Genomic DNA, 21657 nt, shown 5'->3' with positions numbered 1-21657 from the left:
GAATGAGAATCATTATCACCAATTATTTTTCAAATGAGAAAAGAAAGTTCCGCTTTCCAGGTCAATCTTGTTTCTTTTTTTAACATAGCGCAAACAAGAAACGGAAGATTATTTTGGGGCACAGCTTAACACCCTGTCCACAAAAAAAGCTTGCAGAAACATACATTCCCTGCAAGCTGATCCTGTTAAAGCTTCACTATCACTCTTCCTTGAATGCGATTTTGCAAAATCTCTTTTAATGCACCAGGCGTTTCTTCCAATGATACTTCCCTATCCACAATGGTCAGCAGCTGATCAGGCTTGAGATCAGAAGCCATGCGCTCCCAAACAGCGGATCTGACGTCCATCGGACAGTATACTGAATCGATCCCGAGCAGGCTTACTCCGCGAAGAATAAAAGGATACACCGTTGCTGGAACTTCTCCTCCTCCGGTTAAGCCGCTCACCGCGACAGCTCCGCCATATTGAATTTTGCTTAAAAGCGAGGCAAGCTGTTTTCCCCCGACTGGATCAACCGCTCCCTGCCATTGCTGCTTGGACAGCGCCTTAAGCGTTCCGTCATAGACATCTTCCCTGCTGATTACTTCGCTTGCACCGAGCTGTTTCAAATAATCAGCCGCCTCCCGGTTTCCGGTGCTTGCCACCACATCATAGCCCCGCTTGTTCAGCATCGATACCGCAATTCCGCCGACACCGCCGGTTGCTCCTGTGACTAGCACACTGCCTTTTTCCGGAGACAGGCCGTTCTGTTCAAGCCGATGCACTGATAACGCCGCAGTAAACCCCGCCGTTCCGTACACCATCGCTTCTTTTAACGAAAGATTCTGTGGCAAAGGCACCAGCCAGTCACCGGGCACCGAAGCGTATTCACTTAATCCGCCATCACGGGAGACGCCGAGCTCATAGCTTGTCGCGATGACCTCATCCCCCTCTGCAAAACGCGGATCATTGGAAGAGACGACCGTACCCGCAGCATCAATGCCTAAAATAAGCGGATACTCTCTGACGATATTGCCTCCTGCTTTTCCGGCCAGACCATCTTTGTAATTAATGCCGGAATAAGCAACTTTAATCAGGACACCATCCTTCGGCAAATCCTCTGTTGATATGGTTTTCACTTGGACTGAAACATCATCGGCATTTTTTTCTGCCTGCAATGCTTGAAATAACGTTGACATTCGGCACACTCCTTTTCATTTATATCGTAACCGAAGAACGTTCCAAAAACCAAATCATCAAGCCGCCATTTTCACTTCGCCGGCACATTGAGATGATAGTGGACAAATGCGGTATCCTCTTCATAGCCGTTTTGCTCATACAAGCTTCTTGCCTTCCGGTTGTGGTGCTCAGTTTGAAGCGTTAAACTTTTTGCCCCGTTTTCCGCTGCATAATCCTTTGCGGCCAAAAGCAACTGGCCGCCGGCTCCCTTTGTTCGCGCATGAGTAGCAACAAATAAGTCATTTAATATGTAGATTCTTTTCATTGACACAGAAGAAAACGCGGGATAGAGCTGGGAAAAGCCTATGAGCTCTCCATTTTCTTCTGCTATCAAAATAATAGACTCGTGATTTTTCAAACGCGCTTTCAAAAAAGCCTCCGCCCCTTGCAAATCGGATGCCTGTCTATAAAATTCCCGATATTGGTTAAACAGCGGCGCGATGGCTGCCGCATCTGAAATCTTTGCTTGGCGAATGTTCATCCAGTTCTTCCTCCCTCTCAATCATTTTTTCATTCTATCCCTAATCAAATTTTTCTGTAAAGTTTATTTTTCAGAATACTTTTATCATCATGCATTGAAAAAATATCACGATAATATCCATTGTTCTCACGAAAGCATATGCAGGTCATTCGAACGAATTTTTTCGACAGGAATTTGCCGGGACTCAGGAGCATTTAACCTGAAAAAGCATGACATTTCGGCATAATGAACATTTACTCATGTCTATTTTCGTTTTTTTCTGTATGAAAATAGTTATTTCGAGTCTCTACGGAAATAGCGAGAGATGATATACCTAAATAGAGATAAAATCATCTCAAAAAAATGGGTCTACTAAAATATTATTCCATCTATTACAATAAATTCACAGAATAGTCTTTTTAGTAAGTCTACTCTGAATTTTTCAAAAGGAGAGGGTAAAGAGTGAGAAACAAAAAATTGTGGATCAGCTTGTTGTTTGCGTTAACGTTAATCTTTACGATGGCGTTCAGCAACATGTCTGCGCAGGCTGCCGGAAAAAGCAGTACAGAAAAGAAATACATTGTCGGATTTAAACAGACAATGAGTGCCATGAGCTCCGCCAAGAAAAAGGATGTTATTTCTGAGAAAGGCGGAAAAGTTCAAAAGCAGTTTAAGTATGTTAACGCAGCCACAGCAACATTGGATGAAAAAGCTGTAAAAGAATTAAAACAAGATCCGAGTGTTGCATATGTGGAAGAAGATCATATTGCACATGAATATGCGCAATCTGTTCCTTACGGCATTTCCCAAATTAAAGCGCCGGCTCTTCACTCTCAAGGCTACACAGGCTCTAACGTAAAAGTAGCTGTTATCGACAGCGGAATTGACTCTTCTCATCCTGACTTAAACGTCAGAGGCGGAGCAAGCTTCGTACCTTCTGAAACAAACCCATACCAGGACGGCAGTTCTCACGGTACGCACGTAGCCGGTACGATTGCCGCTCTTAATAACTCAATCGGTGTTCTCGGCGTAGCGCCAAGCGCATCGTTATATGCGGTAAAAGTTCTTGATTCAACAGGAAGCGGCCAATACAGCTGGATCATCAACGGCATTGAGTGGGCCATTTCCAACAATATGGACGTTATCAACATGAGCCTTGGCGGACCTTCTGGTTCTACAGCGCTGAAAACAGTAGTTGATAAAGCCGTTTCCAGCGGTATTGTGGTTGCGGCCGCAGCCGGAAACGAAGGCTCGTCCGGAAGCTCAAGCACAGTCGGCTATCCTGCGAAATATCCTTCTACCATCGCGGTAGGTGCGGTAAACAGCAGCAACCAAAGAGCTTCATTCTCAAGCGCAGGTTCTGAGCTTGATGTGATGGCTCCTGGCGTATCTATCCAAAGCACACTTCCTGGAGGCACTTACGGTGCTTACAACGGAACGTCAATGGCGACTCCTCACGTTGCCGGAGCAGCAGCGTTAATTCTTTCTAAGCACCCGACTTGGACAAACGCGCAAGTCCGTGATCGTTTAGAAAGCACTGCAACATACCTTGGAAGCTCTTTCTACTATGGAAAAGGGTTAATCAATGTAGAAGCAGCTGCCCAATAATATCAAAAAGAAGCAGGTTCCTCCATACCTGCTTCTTTTTATTTGCCATTATCCTGTTCTGTGGCAGGATGTTCCGGCGTTTTCTCTTCTTTCTCCGCATGTTGAATCCGTTCCATGATCGAAGGGTGGCTGCCTCTGAAAATCTTCACAAGCACCGGAGGATCAACCTGGCTCAGCCCCGTCACGGCCAAATCCTGAAACGTTTTAACAGCGGCTTCTCTGTTCTCTGTCAACTCGATCCCATACTGGTCAGCCTTATTCTCCTGATAACGCGAGACAGCATTAGAAAAAGGCGAAATCGCAAAGCTCAAAACAGAAAACAAAAGCAATAACAGCGGAAGTGCCGCAAGATCATGCCGCCCTTCTAAATGAAACATGCTGCGCGTTAGGCGCACCGTCCGCTTGTATAGCTTATCAATGACATAAAATCCGGCGAGCGACACGAGCAAATAGCCAGCCAGGCCGATGTAAACGTGCTTCATGACATAATGGCCCATTTCGTGGCCCATTATAAACAGAATCTCTGAATCGTCAAGTTTGTTCAGCGTCGTATCCCATAATACAATCCGTTTATTGGCCCCAATTCCCGTAACATAGGCATTCAGCGCATTTGTTTTTTCCGACATGTTCACTTCATATACATGATCAGCCGGAATATTAGCTTCTTCTGCCAGCTCTAAAATTTTGCTTTCAAGCTCTTTATTTTTCAGCGGATAAAAATCATTGTATAAAGGATCGATAATGACCGGCTGAATAAAAAACAGAAACAGCGAAAACGGCACTGTTAACAGCCAGGCGTATAACCACCATTTTTTTTCATGCCTTTTGATCAGCCAATAAAACATGAGAACGCAAAGCGCAAAGATTGGAAAGCTGATCCAAAAGTTGATAACCTGATCCTTAGCCCAGCTGGCCGTAGTCTGTGTGGAAATATTGTAGTCAAGTGACACCTGATAGCCTATCCAATCTAAAGGCAGCGTCACCAATGTGGTAATCAGCGAAAGTACGAATACAAAACCAACGATCTGCAAAAATCGAAAAGGCACAGCCGCTTCCATCCATTTCTTGATTTTCTTTGAAATGCCGCTGACCAGCAAAACAAAAAACAGAAACCAATCAAGAGGTACCTCGATAAAAAATAAAAAATTCTTGATATTTGAATACTGCTCGGCCACCGCCAAATCAGACGGCTTCATGAAAGAAGCCGGATCAGCCTGCGTCCCTTTCACGGCTTCCGGTATTGCGGAATCACCGGACAGGAAGAAATACCAATAAAAAAACAGCCCGTACAGCACGTAAGCAAGCCCTGCTGCCGCAATCCATTTGCGCATAACACCTCACTCCTCACATCAACCCGTTACTTCTATTGTAATCATAAATTCAAATTCTTAGAACCAAGCCGTGTTCCGCACTTTTCCATCCTTTTAAGCATGGAAAGCCCGATCGCTGGGAAAACTAACAATGTTTGGAGTGATGCAAATGAAAAAAATAGTGGCAGCCATCGTGGTAATCGGTCTTGTGTTTATTGCATTTTTCTATCTTTACAGCCGGTCAGGCGATGTGTATCAATCGGTAGACGCGGATTTGATCACACTGTCTTCAAGCGGCCAGGAAGATATTAAGATTGAAAAAAGGCAGCACGTCAAAGATATGCTGGACATTATGAATCAGGGAAAACAGGTGAAGACAGAAAAAACATCAGCCCCTGATTACGAAGGGACAATCAAGTTTCATAAAGACCGGTACGACTCATTCAGGCTATGGATTGACGGCAGCCAGCAAGCCGTATTTTTGAAGGATGGCACATACTACAAATTAAGCAAAAACGATACAAAGGCGCTGCTAAACATTATGAAAAAAGAAGCAAAGGATTGAAAATGAAAAAGCGAAGCTAGCTGCTTCGCTTTTTCATTTTATTGAGGCAAAATATCTCTTAGCGCCCGTCTGAGCATTTTCCCCGTCGCATTTTTCGGAATGTCGTCAAGAAACGTAATGGCGGCAGGCCGCTTGTATTTCGCCAGATGCTTTTCACAGTGCTGCATGATGTCCTCTTCTGTTATGCCAGAACGTTTCGGTACCACATATCCCTTTACCGCTTCCCCGCTTTGGGCGTCCGGCACGCCGATGACCACGGCCTCCTTGACGTCCGGGTGTCTGTACAGCACCTCCTCCACTTCCCGCGGATACACATTGTATCCTCCTACAATGATCATGTCTTTTTTCCGGTCAACAATGTAAAAATAGCCGTCCTCATCCCGTCTTGCCAAGTCCCCTGTATAAAGCCAACCATCTTTTAACGCATGCTCTGTTTCCATCGGCATTTTATAGTAGCCTTTCATCACATTGGGTCCTTTTACGATCAATTCGCCGACCTGGTGAGCGGGCAGCTCGCGTCCGAGCGGATCTACGACCTTGTTTTCGACATGTAAGATACTTGTTCCGATGGAGCCCGGCTTTCTGCCCCTGTCAAACGGGTTAAAGCATGTGACAGGTGATGCTTCCGAGAGCCCGTAGCCTTCCAAAATGGTAACGCCGAATTTTTCTTCAAATGCCGTCAGCAATGCGACTGGCATGGCCGCTCCCCCCGAAATGCAAAGCCGGATGGAAGAAAAATCATCCTCTTTTCCATTCTCATGCTGAAACAAGTAATTATACATCGTAGGAACACCGGCAAAAATGGTCGCCTGCTGCTGCTTAACAAGTTTAAAAACAGATGCCGGACTGAATTGAGGCTCAATCAAGACAGTTGCGCCGCTCATCAGCGGTGCATTCATGCAGACAGTTAAACAAAACACGTGAAACATGGGAAGAGCACAAACCACATTGTCCTTCTCATCCATTCCCAAATAGCCTGCGACATCGTTGGCATTGCTGTACAAATTCTGATGAGTCAGCATTGCGCCTTTCGGTTTTCCAGTCGTTCCTGACGTATATAAAATAACCGCGGTATCATCAGGAGCAAGCTCTTGGTTTTGTTTAGCGGCAGATGTCGGCCGCACTATTTTTGCAAACGTTGTCATTTTCATCCTGACCTCTGGGTCCGCGGCTTCCGGCTCAGCCTCTCCCGTATGGCATAAAATGACGAGCTCAACCTTTGGCAGCGATTCATGCATGCTCTCATAAAGCGGCAAAAGCTGGCTAACGCCCACGATCGCCTTTACATCGCCATTTGTCAGCATATAACCAATTTCTGTCGGCGTGTACAACGGATTGATGGGAACAACCACGATCCCGGCTTTTAAAGCACCAAAAAACGCGATGATAAAATCAGGCGAGTTGCCAAGCAGCAAAGCTAGATGGTCCCCTTTCTCCATACCGGCTTCCTGAAGGCCGTCCGCAAATCGCTGAATTTGTTCATTCAGCTCTTGATACGTCATCATGTGATCCTTAAACCTGCATGCGATGCTGTCGGGCTTCTCAGATGCTGTTTCTTCCAATTTTGAAACAAGATTCATTCTCCCACCCCTTAAAGTGAATGAATAGTCATTCATTATTGAAGCCAAGCTTTCTCCTCCATTATAGAGAAACAGAAAAAAACACTCAAGAGCAAAAAGCCCCGAGTGTCAGTTCAGTCATAGTTTCTTCAATGCTTCAGCAATCGGCGTATCTCCTTCTGTCAGATCAAAGGCCCGATTTTCCGTATTGTTTTCATCTAAAGAGGCAATGACCGTTTTTGCAACGTCATCACGGGAAATATAACCCCGCTCCAGATCCTTCGCAGCTGAAACAGTTCCCGTTCCAGGCTCGTTGCGAAGGCCTCCCGGACGGATAATCGTATAGGTTAAACCGCTTGCTTCCAAAATTTTATCGGCATAATGCTTGGCCACATAATAAGGTTTGAGTGCCTCATTCCAATTTTCACGGTTATGGGCTTGAAGGGCGCTGACCATAATAAACCGTTTGATTCCGGCAATGTCCGCCGCTTCAATGGCTTTTGCCGCTCCATCAAGATCCACCAGCAGCGTTTTATCATAGCCTGTGCTGCCGCCGGAACCCGCTGTGAAAATGATGGCGTCGCAGCCTTTTGCCGCGGCGGCGATTTCTTCGGGGCTGCCCTCCAGATTCGCAAGCACAGCTTCTGCACCAGCAGCTTCGAGAGACGCTTTCTGTTCTTCTTTTCTGACCATCGCTCTAATGGAATGATCAGGATGATTCCGGAATAAAGAGACGAGTCTTTGCCCGATTTGTCCGTTCGCTCCGATTAAAAACACTTTCATGTGAATCCCTCCTGCCTCCATTATTTCAAACACACAACCGCTCTTTCAAACGAAGTGCTTTGCCTTAATAAATCAGATCAAGGAAATCCTCTTTCGTAATGTTCCCAAAGTAATGCTTGAGATTCACATCTTCGAGCACCTCAGCGATGACGCTCCGTTCGTATTGTTTTCCGACCAGCAGGTTTTCAATATCAGATACATCACCGACACCGAAGAAATCTCCGAAGATTTTGCAGTCCTCAATTTTGCCTTTCTTCACTTCCAAGCGCAAATCGATCGACCCAACCGGATAACGTTTCGAATGATTAAGGTTAAATTTCGGTGAGCGGCCGTAGTTCCAATCCCAATTCTGATAGCGCTCTTTCGAAATTTGATGGATGGTCTCCCAATCTTTTTCTGTCAGCTTATACTCCGGCACGTTTCCAATGTCGTTTGTGTTAAAAATATGGCGGAGCAAATGGCTGCGGAATTCTTCGGTGGTCATTTTATCATCGAGAAACTCACTGATGTTTGCCACTCGGCTTCTGATCGATTTGATGCCTTTTGATTCAATTTTATCCTTTTTCACCTTTAATGCTGACACAACATGATCAATGGCTGAATCAAACATAAGGGTGCCGTGGCTGAAAATACGGCCTTTCGTTGCAAACTGGGCGTTTCCGGATATTTTCCGGCCATCCACTACAATGTCGTTCCGGCCGCTTAATTCCGCTTCAACCCCGAGTTGATGTAACGCCTGAATCACCGGCTCAGTGAACTTTTTAAAGTTATGAAAGCTGTCCCCGTCATCCTTGGTGATAAAGCTGAAGTTCAAGTTCCCCAGATCATGGTACACAGCGCCCCCGCCTGATAAACGGCGGACGACGATAATCCCGTTTTCCTCTACATATTTTGTATTGATTTCTTCTATTGTATTTTGGTTTTTCCCAATGATAATAGACGGTTGATTCACATAAAAAAGCAAATACTGCTGTTCAGGGTCTAAATGCTTGACACAGTACTCCTCGATAGCAAGATTGATCCGCGGATCATTGATATTTTGATTGTCTATAAATAACATGGTGCTCCTCCTTTATCCTTCCCACACAAAACCTGATTTCGCAATATTCACTTCACCGTTAAAAACGGTTTTCGCTTCTTTGCGAAGATTGTCATGCACGCCAAAATGCGGCAAATGTGTCAGCAGCAGCTCTCCAGCTCCCGCTTCTTTTGCAATGCGCCCGGCTTCCAGGCTGTTCATATGGCCTGCGCTTGTCCCGTCTTGATCCGCATAAAAATTACATTCTGAGATCAGCAAATCAGCATCTTTCGAAAACGGAATAAATGAATCTTGATAGCTGGAATCAGCAGTATAAACGACAGTGTGGCTGCCGTCAGTAATCCGCATGGCATAACACGTCACCGGGTGAATCGTTTTTAAAAATGTGATCGTAAACGGACCGGCAGTCAGCGGCTGATCCGGCTGATAGGCAATGCCTTTCGTATGTGTTTTATATGTAAGCTTTTGAAACTGTTCTATATCAGCATCATGTCCGTAAATCGGAAGCGTATGCTCTCCTTTGCCGAGAAACGAACCGACTTGCTTGGCAAATTGCAGCGGCCCGATATCAGCAATATGGTCATGGTGATAATGAGACAGAACGACCGCATCCAGCTTTTCCGCCGGCACATAGCCGAACAGCTTAGACAATACGGCACTGCCGCAATCGACAAGCAGAGAGTAATCACCTGACTGAAATAAATAGCCTGACGTCGCTTCATTTGCGGCCGGGAAACCGCCATAGCATCCGATAACTGTAACTTTCATAATGTCCTCCTATCTTTTCAAGAAAATTGTTCCTCCTTCAATATACCCATTTTTCTTGAAAAAAGCATGTTTTAAATATTGTATCAAAACAGTTATTGATTTTTACAATCTGTTATATTACAATGAAGTCACTACAAAGGGGAAAGAGGGATTGGTTATGCTGGGAAAAATCACAGAATTTTTTAGAAACCTGCCTTCGAAAAAGTGCGCGGAATGCGGAAAAAAGATAGAAGAGCAGCATGAGTGCTATGGTAATATCTGCAATAACTGCATAAAAGTAAATGATTTGTCATAAGCAAAAATCCCACGCCCTGCGCGTGGGATTTTCTTATTTATTCACATATATCTTAATTTTGAAATAATAGTCAGGTTAGGTCAAAGCTCACCCGATTTTAGATAATTCTGGTGATTATCGCGTCATCACTGAATATTCTTTATTTTCGAAATATAATTTACTGTAGACGAATTCATTTCTTATCTATTATAATTTGATCTAATAGTGAGATTAAATATATGTCTATTCATGATATATGTTGATACTTTGTTTTTTGGGAGGTAATCTATGAAAAGAATTAAGTTTGGATTAGCCACACAAATATTCGTTGGACTTATTCTAGGTGTTATTGTTGGCGTCATTTGGTATGGCAACCCAGCATTGCCTACTTACCTGCAGCCAATTGGGGATCTCTTTTTACGCTTAATCAAAATGATAGTGATTCCTATTGTTGTCTCCAGCTTAATCATCGGTGTAGCCGGTGCAGGAAATGGAAAGCAAGTCGGTAAACTAGGCTTTAGAACGATTCTGTACTTCGAGATCATCACGACTTTTGCCATTATTCTCGGACTAGCCCTTGCAAACATCTTCCATCCGGGTACAGGAGTTAATATACACGAAGCTCAAAAATCGGACATCAGTCAATATGTTGAAACCGAAAAAGAACAAAGTAATAAATCAGTGGCGGAAACATTCCTCCATATTGTGCCGACAAACTTCTTCCAGTCGTTGGTCGAAGGGGATCTTCTAGCCATCATCTGCTTTACAGTACTATTTGCATTGGGTATTTCCGCGATCGGTGAAAGAGGCAAGCCAGTTTTAGCCTTTTTTGAAGGTGTATCCCATGCCATGTTCCACGTTGTAAACCTTGTGATGAAAGTGGCGCCGTTCGGCGTTTTCGCGCTTATCGGAGTGACTGTGTCTAAATTCGGGCTCGGTTCTCTTATCTCTCTCGGAAAGCTCGTCGGATTGGTGTATGTCGCACTTGCTTTCTTCTTAATTGTCGTATTTGGAATTGTCGCAAAAATGGCCGGCATCAGCATCTTCAAATTCCTTGCTTACATGAAGGATGAGATCTTACTGGCGTTCAGTACATCAAGCTCTGAAACGGTTCTTCCGCGCATCATGGAAAAAATGGAGAAAATCGGATGCCCGAAAGGCATTGTTTCATTTGTGATTCCGATCGGATATACGTTTAACTTAGACGGTTCCGTTCTCTATCAATCCATTGCCGCGCTGTTTTTGGCACAGGTATACGGAATTGATTTGACAATTTGGCACCAAATTACGCTTGTGCTTGTCTTAATGGTGACATCTAAAGGGATGGCTGCCGTGCCTGGTACTTCTTTTGTTGTCTTGCTTGCGACGCTTGGCACCATCGGCGTTCCGGCTGAGGGACTTGCCTTTATTGCCGGCGTAGACCGTATCATGGATATGGCACGTACAGTTGTCAACCTGACTGGTAACGCGCTTGCTGCTGTTGTGATGTCTAAATGGGAAGGCATGTTTAACCCTGCGAAAGCAGAAACTGTTATGTCCCAATCGAAAACAGAGCAAAACGCAACCATTTCCGGTTAATGAAAAGCCTGCGGGATTCTTATCCCCGCAGGCTTTTTTAGTCTTGAACAAGCTCAAACAGCTCTGTAATCAAAACCGTATCTTCATTCAGCTCCAGTTCACCGCTTTTGATCAGTTCCGCCCAAGCCATCCGATGATCCTTTTGAAATTCGTCAATTCGGTCTCCATTGCCCTCTCCTTTGACTAACCTCATATCAGGCGCACCAAAGGTGGTTTCAAAGACGTCTGTCACTTTTATATTGCATCTTGGATTGTCATGTTTATCATAAACGGTAACAAGCTGACCAGCTGTTTGATAAACGTCCCTCAATTCATCTTTTGAATATAATGATCTCGGCGCGCACGTGGCGGTTTTTTCTCCGGCAAGGATCTGCTGAATCAGCTGTTCTCCCAACCCGTCATCACCTTCCCAGCCGAATGTGCTTTTCAGCTTATAAATCTTCATTCGCTCTTCCTCCCTTATACCATTTGTGACTGTACATAGTAATACAGAAGCTTAGCGGTATGTCGAAGAGATGATTTATGGGTGCGTTCAAATGCATGGGATGCGTCAATTCCCGGCCCGATGAGGCCATGCACAATATCATGCCCGGATTTGATTGCTGCTGACGCATCAGACCCGTAGTACGGATAGATATCAAGCTTATAGTCAATATGATGCTTTTCGGCTAATTGAACTAAATGCTTTCTGAGCTGGTAATGATACGGCCCGCTCGCATCCTTCACACAGATTGATACTGAATATTCATCTGTGGCCTGTCCGTCTCCGATAGCTCCCATATCAACCGCCAAATATTCGACCGTTTCAGGAGGAATATTCGAATTCCCGCCGTATCCGATTTCTTCATTATTGGAAATAAGAAAATGGGTTGTATACGGCAGTTCAATGTCTTCTGTTTGAATTTGATGAATTAAGCGGAGCAATAAGGCGACGCTTGCTTTGTCATCCAAATGGCGCGATTTAATAAATCCGCTTGATGTGATTTCGACACGGGGATCAAACGACACAAAATCTCCGACACCAATGCCAAGCTCCTCCGTATCTTTTCGGCAGTGAACAGGTTCATCTAGGCGAATCTCCATATTCTCTTGATTCCGCTCGGCCTTTCCCGCGTCTTTGTATACGTGCACAGACGTTTGATGCATTAAAATGGTGCCTGTGTACGTTTTTCCCGAGGCGGTTTCAATTTGGCAATACTCCCCCTCAATTGAGTTGTAGCGAAACCCGCCGATTAAGTCGATTTTCAGCCGACCGTCCGATTTAATCTCCTTCACCATAGCGCCGAGGGTGTCAACGTGCGCCGTCAGCATGCGATGCCGGGATGTGTCGCGTCCTGGAAGCGTTGCAAGTAAGCCGCCCTTGTGGTTCCGAACCGTTTCTACCTTCCATTCTTTTAAAAGGCTTTCAATATAATTGATTACCTCATATGTATTTCCTGTCGGGCTTGGGATCGATACCAGTTCTTTAATGAGCTCCATCGTTTTACGTACGGACGTCATAGGGCATTCCTCCTTTTATTTTCTACTTAAAATATACTCTTTTCCCGAGGGACCCGTCCAATCTTTTCCTATCAATCTCTCATATGCTGTAGAGAGCATGGGAAGAGGAGGGATTTCTATGTGCTGTCGTCATTCACATGAACAGAAATGTCGTTGTCACGATTGGTTCGATGATTTTTGGTTCTTTGACGAGTGGTTCGATAAAGATTTCCACGACCATTGCAAGAAAAAGAAAGAATGCCATGACCCTTGCGAGAAGAAGAAAAAGAAACACCATTGTTTCTCTTGTAAAAAACACAGACATTCTTGCTGTCATTGCTAAAGACTGAATCAGAAATATTCTGATGACCCATGCTTAATGAATATTTCCATTCACATTTTTCCAAGCGGGCTTTGCTGCTGCTTGGACCTTTTATTGAAACAGCCTTTTTGCTTTTACAATCCAATACACTGATAAAGCAGCTATAAAAGCAACAATGATTTCAACAGCAGCGGCATGCTCTACGATTCCTCTTTGATATAAAACCGCCGGGACATTAAACAGTGCATGTAAAAGAATAGAATACAGCAAAAACAGCGGCCGGCGGCTTTTAACCGCGTACAGGACTAGCAGCGACAGCCCGATTTGGACAGCAATGGCGCTGATTCTTTCTATTCCGCCCAGCAGCCATTCATACGAAGGGGTATGCAGCAGCTGCTCCTGTACCGGCAAAAGCGCCTGTTTGACGTCGCCATTGACCAAAAGCTGTTCAAACGTCCCGCTATTGATAGCAAATGCGTATACAATAAGTGAGATAGAGGACAAGCCTGTAATCAGGATGGCTTCAAGCCCGCCATGGCCTGCCCCGAAAGCCAGGCCATCCGCCCAAGTATGATGGCGCTTCATAAAAAATCGCATCATCAAATACCTTCCGCACTCCTCAAAAATGCCGGCCATCAAGCAGCCGTAAATGCCATACCATAAAGGATGTTGCATCGCTTCTTTTGTCACTTCATTCACTTGCAGTACATACAGATGAACGCCGCCTTCCAGCAGCTGAGCGAAGACAAAAAACGTAAGAGCGCCAATAAAGAACACTTTAAGCGAAGCGTCATATTTCCGCTTAAACCACACAATCAGCCCGATCGGCAACAGAAACGCAATAGCCCCGGATAACGCCAAAAAGACTACTGCTTCTTGACTGACCATTTTTCAGCCTCCTTTTTCTATTTCATAGCTTCCCTATCCTACACTTCTCTTTTTTTATCAAAAAACCTTCTTTTTAGTACCAGATACTAATATCTAGTGTTATAATCTGATCATAAGGAGTGATTCATATGTCAAAAGCAAAAATTACAGCTATCGGCACATATGCGCCGAGCAGACGCTTAACCAATGCTGATTTAGAAAAGATCGTTGATACATCTGATGAATGGATCGTTCAGCGTACAGGCATGAGAGAACGCCGGATTGCGGATGAACAGCAGTTTACCTCTGATTTATGCATCGAAGCAGTGAAGGACCTCAAGAGCCGCTATAAAGGCACACTTGATGATGTCGATATGATTCTCGTTGCCACAACAACATCCGATTACGCTTTTCCGAGTACGGCATGCCGCGTGCAGGAATATTTCGGCTGGGAAAACACCGGCGCGCTGGATATTAATGCGACGTGCGCCGGACTGACATACGGTCTTCATTTGGCAAATGGATTGATCACATCCGGCCTTCATCAAAAAATTCTCGTCATCGCCGGGGAGACATTGTCAAAGGTAACGGATTATACCGATCGAACGACATGCGTTCTGTTCGGCGACGCCGCGGGTGCGCTGTTAGTGGAGCGAGAGGAAGAGGCGCCAGGATTTCTTGCCTCTGTCCAAGGAACAAGCGGGAACGGAGGCGATATTTTGTATCGTGCCGGACTGCGAAATGAAATAAACGGTGTGGAACTTGCTGGCTCCGGGAAAATGGTCCAAAACGGCCGCGAAGTATATAAATGGGCCGTAAGAACAATCCCTGGCGAATTTGAACGGCTTTTACATAAAGCAGGACTCAGCTCTGATGGTCTCGATTGGTTTGTTCCTCACAGCGCCAACTTGCGCATGATCGAGTCAATTTGTGAAAAAACACCTTTCCCGATTGAAAAAACGCTCACTAGTGTTGAGTACTATGGAAACACGTCTTCGGTCTCCATTGTTTTAGCGCTCGATCTCGCAGTGAAAGCAGGGAAGCTGAAAAAAGACCAAACCGTAATGCTTTTCGGATTTGGCGGCGGATTAACCTATACAGGATTGCTTATTAGATGGGGAATGTAACAAAAAAAGAACTTGTTTCCAAGGAAACAAGTTCTTTTTCTTTATGAAGCCGGCTGTTCTTCCGATGTTTTTTCCTTCCGGCTTAACACTGTAAAGTAGGTAATGCTTAAGATAATCATAACGAGGGCGATGCCAATTAAGACGCCCGCCATCTGCCACATGTAGCCAAAGTCCCCGTTTGAAATGACCGCTCTGAATCCGTTAATGCTGTAGGTCATCGGCAATGCGCCGTGAATGACCTGATAGAAATTCGGAAGCAATTCCAGCGGGAAGGTTCCTCCGCTTGCTCCCAGCTGCAGCACTAAAATAATGACTGCGATAAAACGTCCCGGGTTGCCCATTGTTGTGGCCAAAAATTGAATCATCGCCAGGAAAGCGAGACTCGTAATAATCGTAAACACGTAAAATCTCCACGTGCTCTCTACCTCGAGCCCAATTCCCAATAGAAGAACTGTCGCCACAATCAGCGATTGAATGATTCCAACAAGCATCATGACATTGAATTTGCTGAAGAACCACTCAAAACCGTTTCTCGGACGTCCTGACGCCTCCTTCAGCGGGAAGACAACCGTCAGCATGATGCCGCCGACATATAAGCCCATTGACAGGATATAAGGTGTCAGCCCTGTTCCATAGTTAGGAACGGAATGAATGGCATCATCTTTGGTTTTCACCGGATCCGCAAACATGCCGTATGTTTGATCATCAGCATCGATATCTCCTGTTTGATCTGCCGCATCCTTCAGCTTATTAGACAGCTCCCCTGTGCCGTCCAATAGCTTGCCTAAGCCTGTATCAAGTGATGCAGATCCGTCTGCCAGTTTTGATGATCCGCTTTGGACCTGTTTAGACCCGTCTAACAGCTTAAACAATCCGCCGGATACTTTGCTGCTTCCTGTCACCAATTGCTCTGAGCCCGCTTTTGCTTTTGCGAACTGCTTATTATATTCACCGATACCCGCTGTCAGTTTAGTTTGGCCATCTGTCACCTGCTGTGACGCATTGTATATTTTCTCAGATCCAGCAGATAATTGGTCAATCGCGTCTTGAGTGGCTTTTGCGCCGTTATAAAGCTTAGAGGTAGCTTCCGGCAATGCCTTCACCTGGGCAACCTCCGCTTTCACATCTTCCAATGAGCTTTTTATCGTTGCGATGTCAGGCAGCTGATCAGCTGTAGGAAGTCCACTTAAAATTTCATCAAAATCAGGCGCATCAACTTGCGGAAGCTGCTTTTCAACAGAATTGATCAGCTGGCTTTTTTGCTCCGCTGTTAAGAAATCACTCGAGTTGATGAGATTTTTGAATGCCTGATCACGGTTTTTCAAGCTGTTTTCAAAGTCAGACAGCTGTTTTTTAAATTCCTTCATCGCAGTTTCTGACTTTTCCAGATTGTTCACAGCTGTTTCAAGCTGTGTTAAATCAAGCGCATTTATGAGTTTTTCCGCTTTTGCTACTTTCTCCGACTCTTCTTGTGCTTTACTGTTGAGCTGATCCAGCCCGTTTGTAAGATCAGGTAAGCCCTGCTGCACCTTTTGAAGGCCGGCATTCAGTTCATTTAGTTTGCCCGTCAGCTTGCCTGATCCTGCTGCAAGCTGACCAGATTTATCATAAATCTGGTTGCTGCTGTCCTGGAATTTACCGAGCGAGCTGTCAAGTGATTGGATGCCGCTCGTCACCTGAGCCGCTCCATCTGCAAGCTGCGCTGTTTTGTCACTGATGGTAGCGGTGCTTTCCTTCAGCTTCGCCAGATTTTCTTTCAGCTGGGCGCTTCCGTTTTTCGCATCCTTTGTGCCGTCATCAATTTTTTTCGCGCCGCTGCTCGCGTCGCTCAACCCTTTTGCGATATCTTTAAAATTATCAAAAATAACTTTCGTATATTGCTCGGTCACTTCTTTAGACACAGAGGCTTTCAGTTTATCAATCGCTTTTTCGCCGATCGTTGCCCCTACATAGTTGGAACCGGCATTTGTATGGTATTTCAGATCCAATTTTTTCGGATTTTTGTCCAACACAGTGCTGGCATTCTTAGAAAAATCCTCAGGAATCTCGACAACTAAATAATATTTTTGATTTAATAAGTCCTTTAACGATTGGTCTAGATCATTGGAAAAATGCCAATCAAAGTTTTTATTATCCTTTAATTCTTTGACCAGATCATCACCAATTTGAAGTTTTTCTCCTTCATACGTTGCGCCCTCATCTTGGTTGACGACTACGACAGGCAGCTGGTCAACTGTGCCGTACGGGTCCCAATAAGCCTTTAAGAATACGCCGCTGTAAATAAGCGGAACAAACAAAATGGCGATGATGGGAATCAATAGTTTTTTACTTGTTACGATGTCTTTCCACTGACTTCGTATTGTGTTCATCCTGATGCCTCCATTCTAAAACTGACTCATCATGAAAAATGGTCATTTTCTTGCAAAGAGAAAGGATTATCTAGTTGGCTGACAATCCATTGACAACATACAATTCAAGCAGTTCCGCAATTGTCTCTTTATCAAGCGGGGGATGTTGTTTTTCCCAGTCAAAAATGAGCGCGATATAAAGCTTCAGCATCACAAAGGCCGTCAGTTCAGGATCGCAAGGCTTGATTGCGCCGCTTTTAATCCCGTCTTCAATCTTACTTTTGATATAAGACAGTATGGCTCGCTCCATTTTCTGGATCACTTCCTGAACTGCCATTGTACCAATCTCGGCATTCTCTTGGAAAATCTTAATCGTCAGCTGATGTGTTTTCCTGAACTCCAGAATGGCAAACAGCGCTCTGTGCACATTTTCATGGAACGGAAGGTTCGGCTCCATCGCTTCATCCGCTTTTTGCTTCATTTCCTTCAATAAAGTTGTGAAAATCTCGTCAAACAGCTCTTCTTTGTTTTTAAAAAATGTATAAATGGTTCCCTTCCCCACATTCGCAAGCTTTGCGACAAGGTCCATTGTCGTCGCTTTATACCCGAACTGCGTGAAAGACTTTGTAGCCGCCTCCAAAATGAGCTTTTTTCGATCTATTGACATCGTATATCACCCCAAAACTGACCGTTTGAACATTTTAGTCATTAAGTACATATGCAAATGTATCATAACCTGCTGCTCAATTCAATCATTTTTTACACAATATTGCCATCGCACAGCACAAAAAAACCTCCGCTTTATGGCGGAGGTTTTAACTGAATAAATAGGTAAGCGCGTCAGACACGGCAGCTTTTCCTTGATCAATGCAGTCGGGTATTCCGACACCTTCAAAAGAAGCGCCTGTCATATAAACACCCGGATATGCGGATGCCAGTGATTCACGCAGTTCCTTGATGCGCTGCTTATGGCCGACATGATACTGCGGCATGCTTTCATGCCATCGGGTGACACATGTCATTTCCGGTTCGCCGTTTATGTTCATGACTTTCTTTAAGTCTTCTAACACAATGTTGATAATGTCATTATCTGATAGATCGACAATCGATTCGTCTCCGGCTTTTCCGACATATGCCCGAAGCAGCGTTTTGCCTTCCGGCGCTGCGTGCGGCCATTTTTTGTTCGTCCACGTACAGGCTGTGATTGCAAAATCACTGTTTCTTGAAATGACAAAGCCCGTTCCCTCATGCTCCATTTGGACGGCGCCTTCCGGGAAGCCTAAAGCGACGTTTGCCACGGATGTGGAGTGCATATTTTTCAAATGGGAAATGGCAGGGAGCTCAGAAAGCATTCCCGCAGCCGCTTTATGCGGAGCAGTCACAATTACTGAATCAGCATCAAGTGTGACACCGTTATCCAGTTCAAGCGAGTAGCCAGAGCCGCCACGGCTGAGCTTGGTCACTTTTGTGCCTTTATACACCTTCGTCAGCTTTAATTGCTTTTCGATCTCTTCAACAAGGGTTTGCAATCCGGTTGACAGAGTCTGGAACTGTCCTTGTTTCTTTGCCGTCAGCTGCTGGCCTGAGCCTTGAGGCCTTGTTTTTTTCATGCCGAGAATCAGGCTTCTATGCTTTTGTTCCGTCTGGTAAAACTGCGGGAATGTCGACATCAGGCTGAGCTTATCAATGTCGCCTGCATAGATCCCTGATAGAAGCGGCTCGATTAAGTTCTCGACCACTTCATCTCCGACACGTCTGCGGAAGAATTCTCCCAATGACTGATCATCCTTTGTTTTGCTTGCAGGCAGGATGAAATCCATAGCAGCTCTCGCCTTACCGGACAAGGAAAACAGACCCGTAGAAACAAACGGCGCAATTTTTGTCGGTATCCCCATTACAGCGCCCTTCGGCATTGGATGCAGGGTGCGGTTTACAAGCACATAGGATTGTCCGGTCGCATTGTTGACAAGCAAATGCTCAAGGCCTAAATCTTTAACAAGCTGCGGGGCGCTTTTCTTCCGTTCCAGAAATGAGTCTGGCCCTCTTTCGATGATATATCCGTCTTTCTTGACAGTCTGGATTTTTCCGCCGACTCTCGGACTTGCCTCAACAAGTGTCAGCTCAAGCGGCAGATTCTTTTCTTTGATTTCTTTTTCCATATAGAAGGCGGCGGCTAAACCGGTAATGCCGCCGCCGATGATGACTACATGTTTTTTTCCGTCACTCATGTTCATCGCCTTCTTTAACGTCCTAATTTTTTTAATACGACTGTTGCCAAAGCATCAATAAACTCAGGCTTGGCATTCGGCATTTCCGGCCGGTAATAGCTTGCGCCGATATCGTCTGTAACCACTTTGCATTCATAATCATTATCATAAAGCACTTCTAAGTGATCCGCGACAAACCCGACAGGAACATATACAAACGCTTGATAGCCTTTTTGTTCAAATAAATCGCGAGTTAAATCCTGAACATCAGGTCCCAGCCATGGATCAGGCGTGTTCCCTTCACTTTGCCAGCCGACAGCATATTCGGAAACGCCTGCGCCTTCAGCAATCAATTTCGCCGATTCATGAAGCTGGTCCGGATAAGGGTCTCCAAATTCTTTGATTTTTTCCGGCAGACTGTGCGCGGATACGATGAGCATCGCGTTTTCTCTTTCATCCTCAGGCATTGACGCATATGTTTTCTTCACTCGGTCAACCCAATATGTCACGAACTTCGGTTCATCGTACCAGCTTTCAACAGACGTAATCGTTAAACCGCCGAGTTTTTCAGCCTCTTCTTTGGCACGCTTGTTGTAGGACTGAACGCTGAACGTGGAGAAATGCGGCGCCAGCACGATGCTGACTGCTTCTGTAATGCCATCTTTATGCATCTCTGCTACAGCGTCTTCAATAAATGGCTCGATATGCTTCAGTCCGATATACGCTTTAAACGTAATCTCGTCCTGAATCTCATTCAAGTGCTGTTCCAGATTATGTGCCTGCTCTTCTGTGATTTTCGCAAGCGGTGAAATGCCGCCAATTGCTTCGTATCTGTCTTTCAAATCTTGAAGCATTTCAGGTTCAGGCTTTCTGCCTCTTCTGATATGTGTATAATAACGTTCGATATCTTCTTCTTTATAAGGCGTGCCGTACGCCATCACGAGAAGCCCCATTTTCTTTCTACTCACTGTTTACACCCTCTTTAATGATCTGATACAAACATTTTGACAGGATATCATCATGATACCAAAAGATATGCTTAGGAATATTGACCCATTTTCTTGTTTTGTGAATATTTATGGACAAATGCTGTCAGTTTTTTCAAAACCTCAGGACTGACGTCTGGAAATACCCCGTGTCCCAGGTTAAAAATGAAGTTGTCCGATTTCATTCCTTGATCAAGTATTGCCGCCGTTTTCTTCTCAATGACGTCCCATGGCGCAAGCAAAATGGACGGATCCAGGTTGCCTTGCACTGTTTTGGTGATTCCTTTTGATCTGGCTTCATCAATGCTGAGTCTCCAATCCAGCCCGACAACATCGAGAGGAAGGTCATGCCAGTCACCTGCCAGATGGCTTGCACCAACGCCAAACATGATCAGCGGCACATTCTCCCCGGCAAGCTCTGAAAAGATCCGGTTCATCACAGGTTTGATGTATGTTCTGTAATCGGCCTGATTCAGCGCGCCGACCCACGAATCAAAGATTTGAATCGCTTTTGCGCCTGCTTTAATCTGCGCTTTCACATACACAATGATCATGTCGGCAAGCTTGGACATCAGCAGATTCCATGCATCCGGCATGCTGTACATGAAGGCTTTTGTTTTATTGTAATTTTTAGATGGGCCGCCCTCGATCATATAGCTGGCAAGCGTAAAAGGCGCACCTGAGAAACCGATGAGCGGGACGTTCAGCTGCTCATTGACAAGCAGTTTAATCGTCTCAAGCACGTACGGCACGTCCTGTTCCGGATCAATCTGGCCGAGTTTTTCAATGTCCGCCAGAGACCGGATTGGCTGATCAATCACAGGGCCGATCCCGTTTTTGATTTCAACATCCACACCAATTGACGGAAGCGGAGTCATGATATCTTTATATAGGATTGCAGCATCGACTCCGTATTGCTCAACCGGCAGTCTTGTGACATACGCACAAAGTTCGGGCTGATGGGTGATCTCAAACAATCCGTATTTTTCCTTCAGCTTACGATATTCCGGCTGTGAGCGACCTGCTTGTCTCATATACCACACAGGCGTGTGATCCGCTTTTTCTCCCCGCGCAGCTTTTAAAAACGTCTCGTTAAACGTTTCTCGTTTACTCATCTGATTTCCACCTTTCATACTGCAACCATACGTTCGTATTTCTT

21 protein-coding genes are annotated in these 21657 nt (G+C 45.1%); 5 read left to right on the top strand and 16 right to left on the bottom strand.

Annotated elements, in window-relative coordinates; genetic code table 11:
* Nucleotides 1–185: 185 nt before the first annotated feature.
* The gene (locus ACQXR1_RS16745) at nucleotides 186–1178 is read right to left on the bottom strand and encodes an NADPH:quinone oxidoreductase family protein (protein WP_306646029.1); all 993 of its coding nucleotides are present in this window, start codon (nucleotides 1176–1178) and stop codon (nucleotides 186–188) included.
* Between the two features lie 71 nt (nucleotides 1179–1249).
* Entirely contained in the window at nucleotides 1250–1699 is a 450-nt protein-coding gene (locus tag ACQXR1_RS16740) for a GNAT family N-acetyltransferase (protein ID WP_430772526.1), read from the bottom strand.
* A 441-nt stretch (nucleotides 1700–2140) separates the two neighbouring features.
* On the opposite strand from ACQXR1_RS16740, the gene aprE reads away from it, so the two are divergent.
* Nucleotides 2141–3286 (top strand): subtilisin AprE, encoded by a 1146-nt coding sequence (gene aprE / locus ACQXR1_RS16735; RefSeq protein WP_014663429.1) that lies wholly within the window; start codon nucleotides 2141–2143, stop codon nucleotides 3284–3286.
* A gap of 38 nt (nucleotides 3287–3324) precedes the next feature.
* Here aprE and ACQXR1_RS16730 read toward each other — a convergent pair whose 3' ends face one another.
* Nucleotides 3325–4617, bottom strand: coding sequence for a M48 family metallopeptidase (locus ACQXR1_RS16730; RefSeq protein ID WP_430772525.1), 1293 nt, complete (start codon nucleotides 4615–4617; stop codon nucleotides 3325–3327).
* Nucleotides 4618–4765: 148 nt separating this feature from the next.
* Here ACQXR1_RS16730 and ACQXR1_RS16725 point away from each other — a divergent pair, with 148 nt between their 5' ends.
* The gene (locus ACQXR1_RS16725) at nucleotides 4766–5161 is read left to right on the top strand and encodes a hypothetical protein (RefSeq protein WP_014663427.1); all 396 of its coding nucleotides are present in this window, start codon (nucleotides 4766–4768) and stop codon (nucleotides 5159–5161) included.
* Nucleotides 5162–5199: 38 nt separating this feature from the next.
* Here the strand turns inward: ACQXR1_RS16725 and lcfB are convergent, their stop codons facing one another.
* From lcfB to ACQXR1_RS16705, 4 genes are all read right to left on the bottom strand, one after another.
* Complete coding sequence (lcfB, locus tag ACQXR1_RS16720; RefSeq protein ID WP_071582276.1) at nucleotides 5200–6741, bottom strand: long-chain-fatty-acid--CoA ligase LcfB; 1542 nt, start codon at nucleotides 6739–6741, stop codon at nucleotides 5200–5202.
* A 117-nt stretch (nucleotides 6742–6858) separates the two neighbouring features.
* Complete coding sequence (locus ACQXR1_RS16715) at nucleotides 6859–7503, bottom strand: SDR family oxidoreductase (protein WP_430772524.1); 645 nt, start codon at nucleotides 7501–7503, stop codon at nucleotides 6859–6861.
* A 64-nt stretch (nucleotides 7504–7567) separates the two neighbouring features.
* Nucleotides 7568–8563, bottom strand: a complete 996-nt coding sequence (lplJ, locus tag ACQXR1_RS16710) for a lipoate--protein ligase LplJ (protein WP_014663424.1) — start codon at nucleotides 8561–8563, stop codon at nucleotides 7568–7570.
* 12 nt (nucleotides 8564–8575) lie between these two features.
* Entirely contained in the window at nucleotides 8576–9310 is a 735-nt protein-coding gene (locus tag ACQXR1_RS16705) for an MBL fold metallo-hydrolase (protein ID WP_003233185.1), read from the bottom strand.
* Between the two features lie 157 nt (nucleotides 9311–9467).
* Here ACQXR1_RS16705 and yhfH point away from each other — a divergent pair, with 157 nt between their 5' ends.
* Both yhfH and gltT read left to right on the top strand, forming a co-directional pair.
* Entirely contained in the window at nucleotides 9468–9605 is a 138-nt protein-coding gene (gene yhfH / locus ACQXR1_RS16700; protein WP_052438181.1) for a protein YhfH, read from the top strand.
* A gap of 267 nt (nucleotides 9606–9872) precedes the next feature.
* A complete protein-coding gene (gene gltT, locus ACQXR1_RS16695; protein WP_095432691.1) occupies nucleotides 9873–11162 on the top strand; it encodes a glutamate/proton symporter GltT in 1290 nt (429 codons plus the stop codon).
* A 37-nt stretch (nucleotides 11163–11199) separates the two neighbouring features.
* Here gltT and ACQXR1_RS16690 read toward each other — a convergent pair whose 3' ends face one another.
* The 4 genes from ACQXR1_RS16690 to ACQXR1_RS16675 all read right to left on the bottom strand — a co-directional run bounded on the left by ACQXR1_RS16690 (nucleotide 11200) and on the right by ACQXR1_RS16675 (nucleotide 13851).
* On the bottom strand, nucleotides 11200–11607 hold the full coding sequence (locus ACQXR1_RS16690) for an ASCH domain-containing protein (protein ID WP_430772523.1): 408 nt from the start codon (nucleotides 11605–11607) through the stop codon (nucleotides 11200–11202).
* Between the two features lie 14 nt (nucleotides 11608–11621).
* Nucleotides 11622–12662 carry a M42 family metallopeptidase gene (locus tag ACQXR1_RS16685; RefSeq protein ID WP_251198988.1) on the bottom strand — a complete coding sequence of 347 codons (1041 nt, stop codon included), beginning with the start codon at nucleotides 12660–12662 and terminating at the stop codon, nucleotides 11622–11624.
* A 133-nt stretch (nucleotides 12663–12795) separates the two neighbouring features.
* A complete protein-coding gene (locus ACQXR1_RS16680; RefSeq protein WP_172635042.1) occupies nucleotides 12796–12936 on the bottom strand; it encodes a hypothetical protein in 141 nt (46 codons plus the stop codon).
* A gap of 138 nt (nucleotides 12937–13074) precedes the next feature.
* A complete protein-coding gene (locus ACQXR1_RS16675; protein ID WP_071582279.1) occupies nucleotides 13075–13851 on the bottom strand; it encodes a YhfC family intramembrane metalloprotease in 777 nt (258 codons plus the stop codon).
* Between the two features lie 128 nt (nucleotides 13852–13979).
* Between ACQXR1_RS16675 and fabHB the strand changes: the two genes are divergently transcribed.
* Nucleotides 13980–14957: a beta-ketoacyl-ACP synthase III FabHB gene (gene fabHB / locus ACQXR1_RS16670; RefSeq protein ID WP_040083549.1), complete on the top strand. Its 978-nt coding sequence runs from the start codon at nucleotides 13980–13982 to the stop codon at nucleotides 14955–14957.
* Between the two features lie 41 nt (nucleotides 14958–14998).
* Here fabHB and ACQXR1_RS16665 read toward each other — a convergent pair whose 3' ends face one another.
* The 5 genes from ACQXR1_RS16665 to hemE form a co-directional block, all read right to left on the bottom strand.
* On the bottom strand, nucleotides 14999–17326 hold the full coding sequence (locus tag ACQXR1_RS16665; RefSeq protein ID WP_430772522.1) for a YhgE/Pip family protein: 2328 nt from the start codon (nucleotides 17324–17326) through the stop codon (nucleotides 14999–15001).
* 70 nt (nucleotides 17327–17396) lie between these two features.
* Nucleotides 17397–17972: a TetR/AcrR family transcriptional regulator gene (locus tag ACQXR1_RS16660; protein ID WP_021479630.1), complete on the bottom strand. Its 576-nt coding sequence runs from the start codon at nucleotides 17970–17972 to the stop codon at nucleotides 17397–17399.
* A gap of 148 nt (nucleotides 17973–18120) precedes the next feature.
* A complete protein-coding gene (gene hemY / locus ACQXR1_RS16655; RefSeq protein WP_134975686.1) occupies nucleotides 18121–19533 on the bottom strand; it encodes a protoporphyrinogen oxidase in 1413 nt (470 codons plus the stop codon).
* A gap of 14 nt (nucleotides 19534–19547) precedes the next feature.
* Nucleotides 19548–20480, bottom strand: a complete 933-nt coding sequence (gene hemH / locus ACQXR1_RS16650) for a ferrochelatase (protein ID WP_430772521.1) — start codon at nucleotides 20478–20480, stop codon at nucleotides 19548–19550.
* 71 nt (nucleotides 20481–20551) lie between these two features.
* Nucleotides 20552–21613, bottom strand: coding sequence for a uroporphyrinogen decarboxylase (gene hemE, locus ACQXR1_RS16645; protein ID WP_040083554.1), 1062 nt, complete (start codon nucleotides 21611–21613; stop codon nucleotides 20552–20554).
* Between the last annotated feature and the right edge of the window lie 44 nt (nucleotides 21614–21657).

The organism is Bacillus sp. ATD, from assembly GCF_050585765.1.
GTDB classification, from domain to species: Bacteria; Bacillota; Bacilli; order Bacillales; family Bacillaceae; genus Bacillus; species Bacillus stercoris.
Note: the sequence above shows the minus strand (reverse complement) of the source record. Positions and strands in the feature narration are given on the sequence as shown.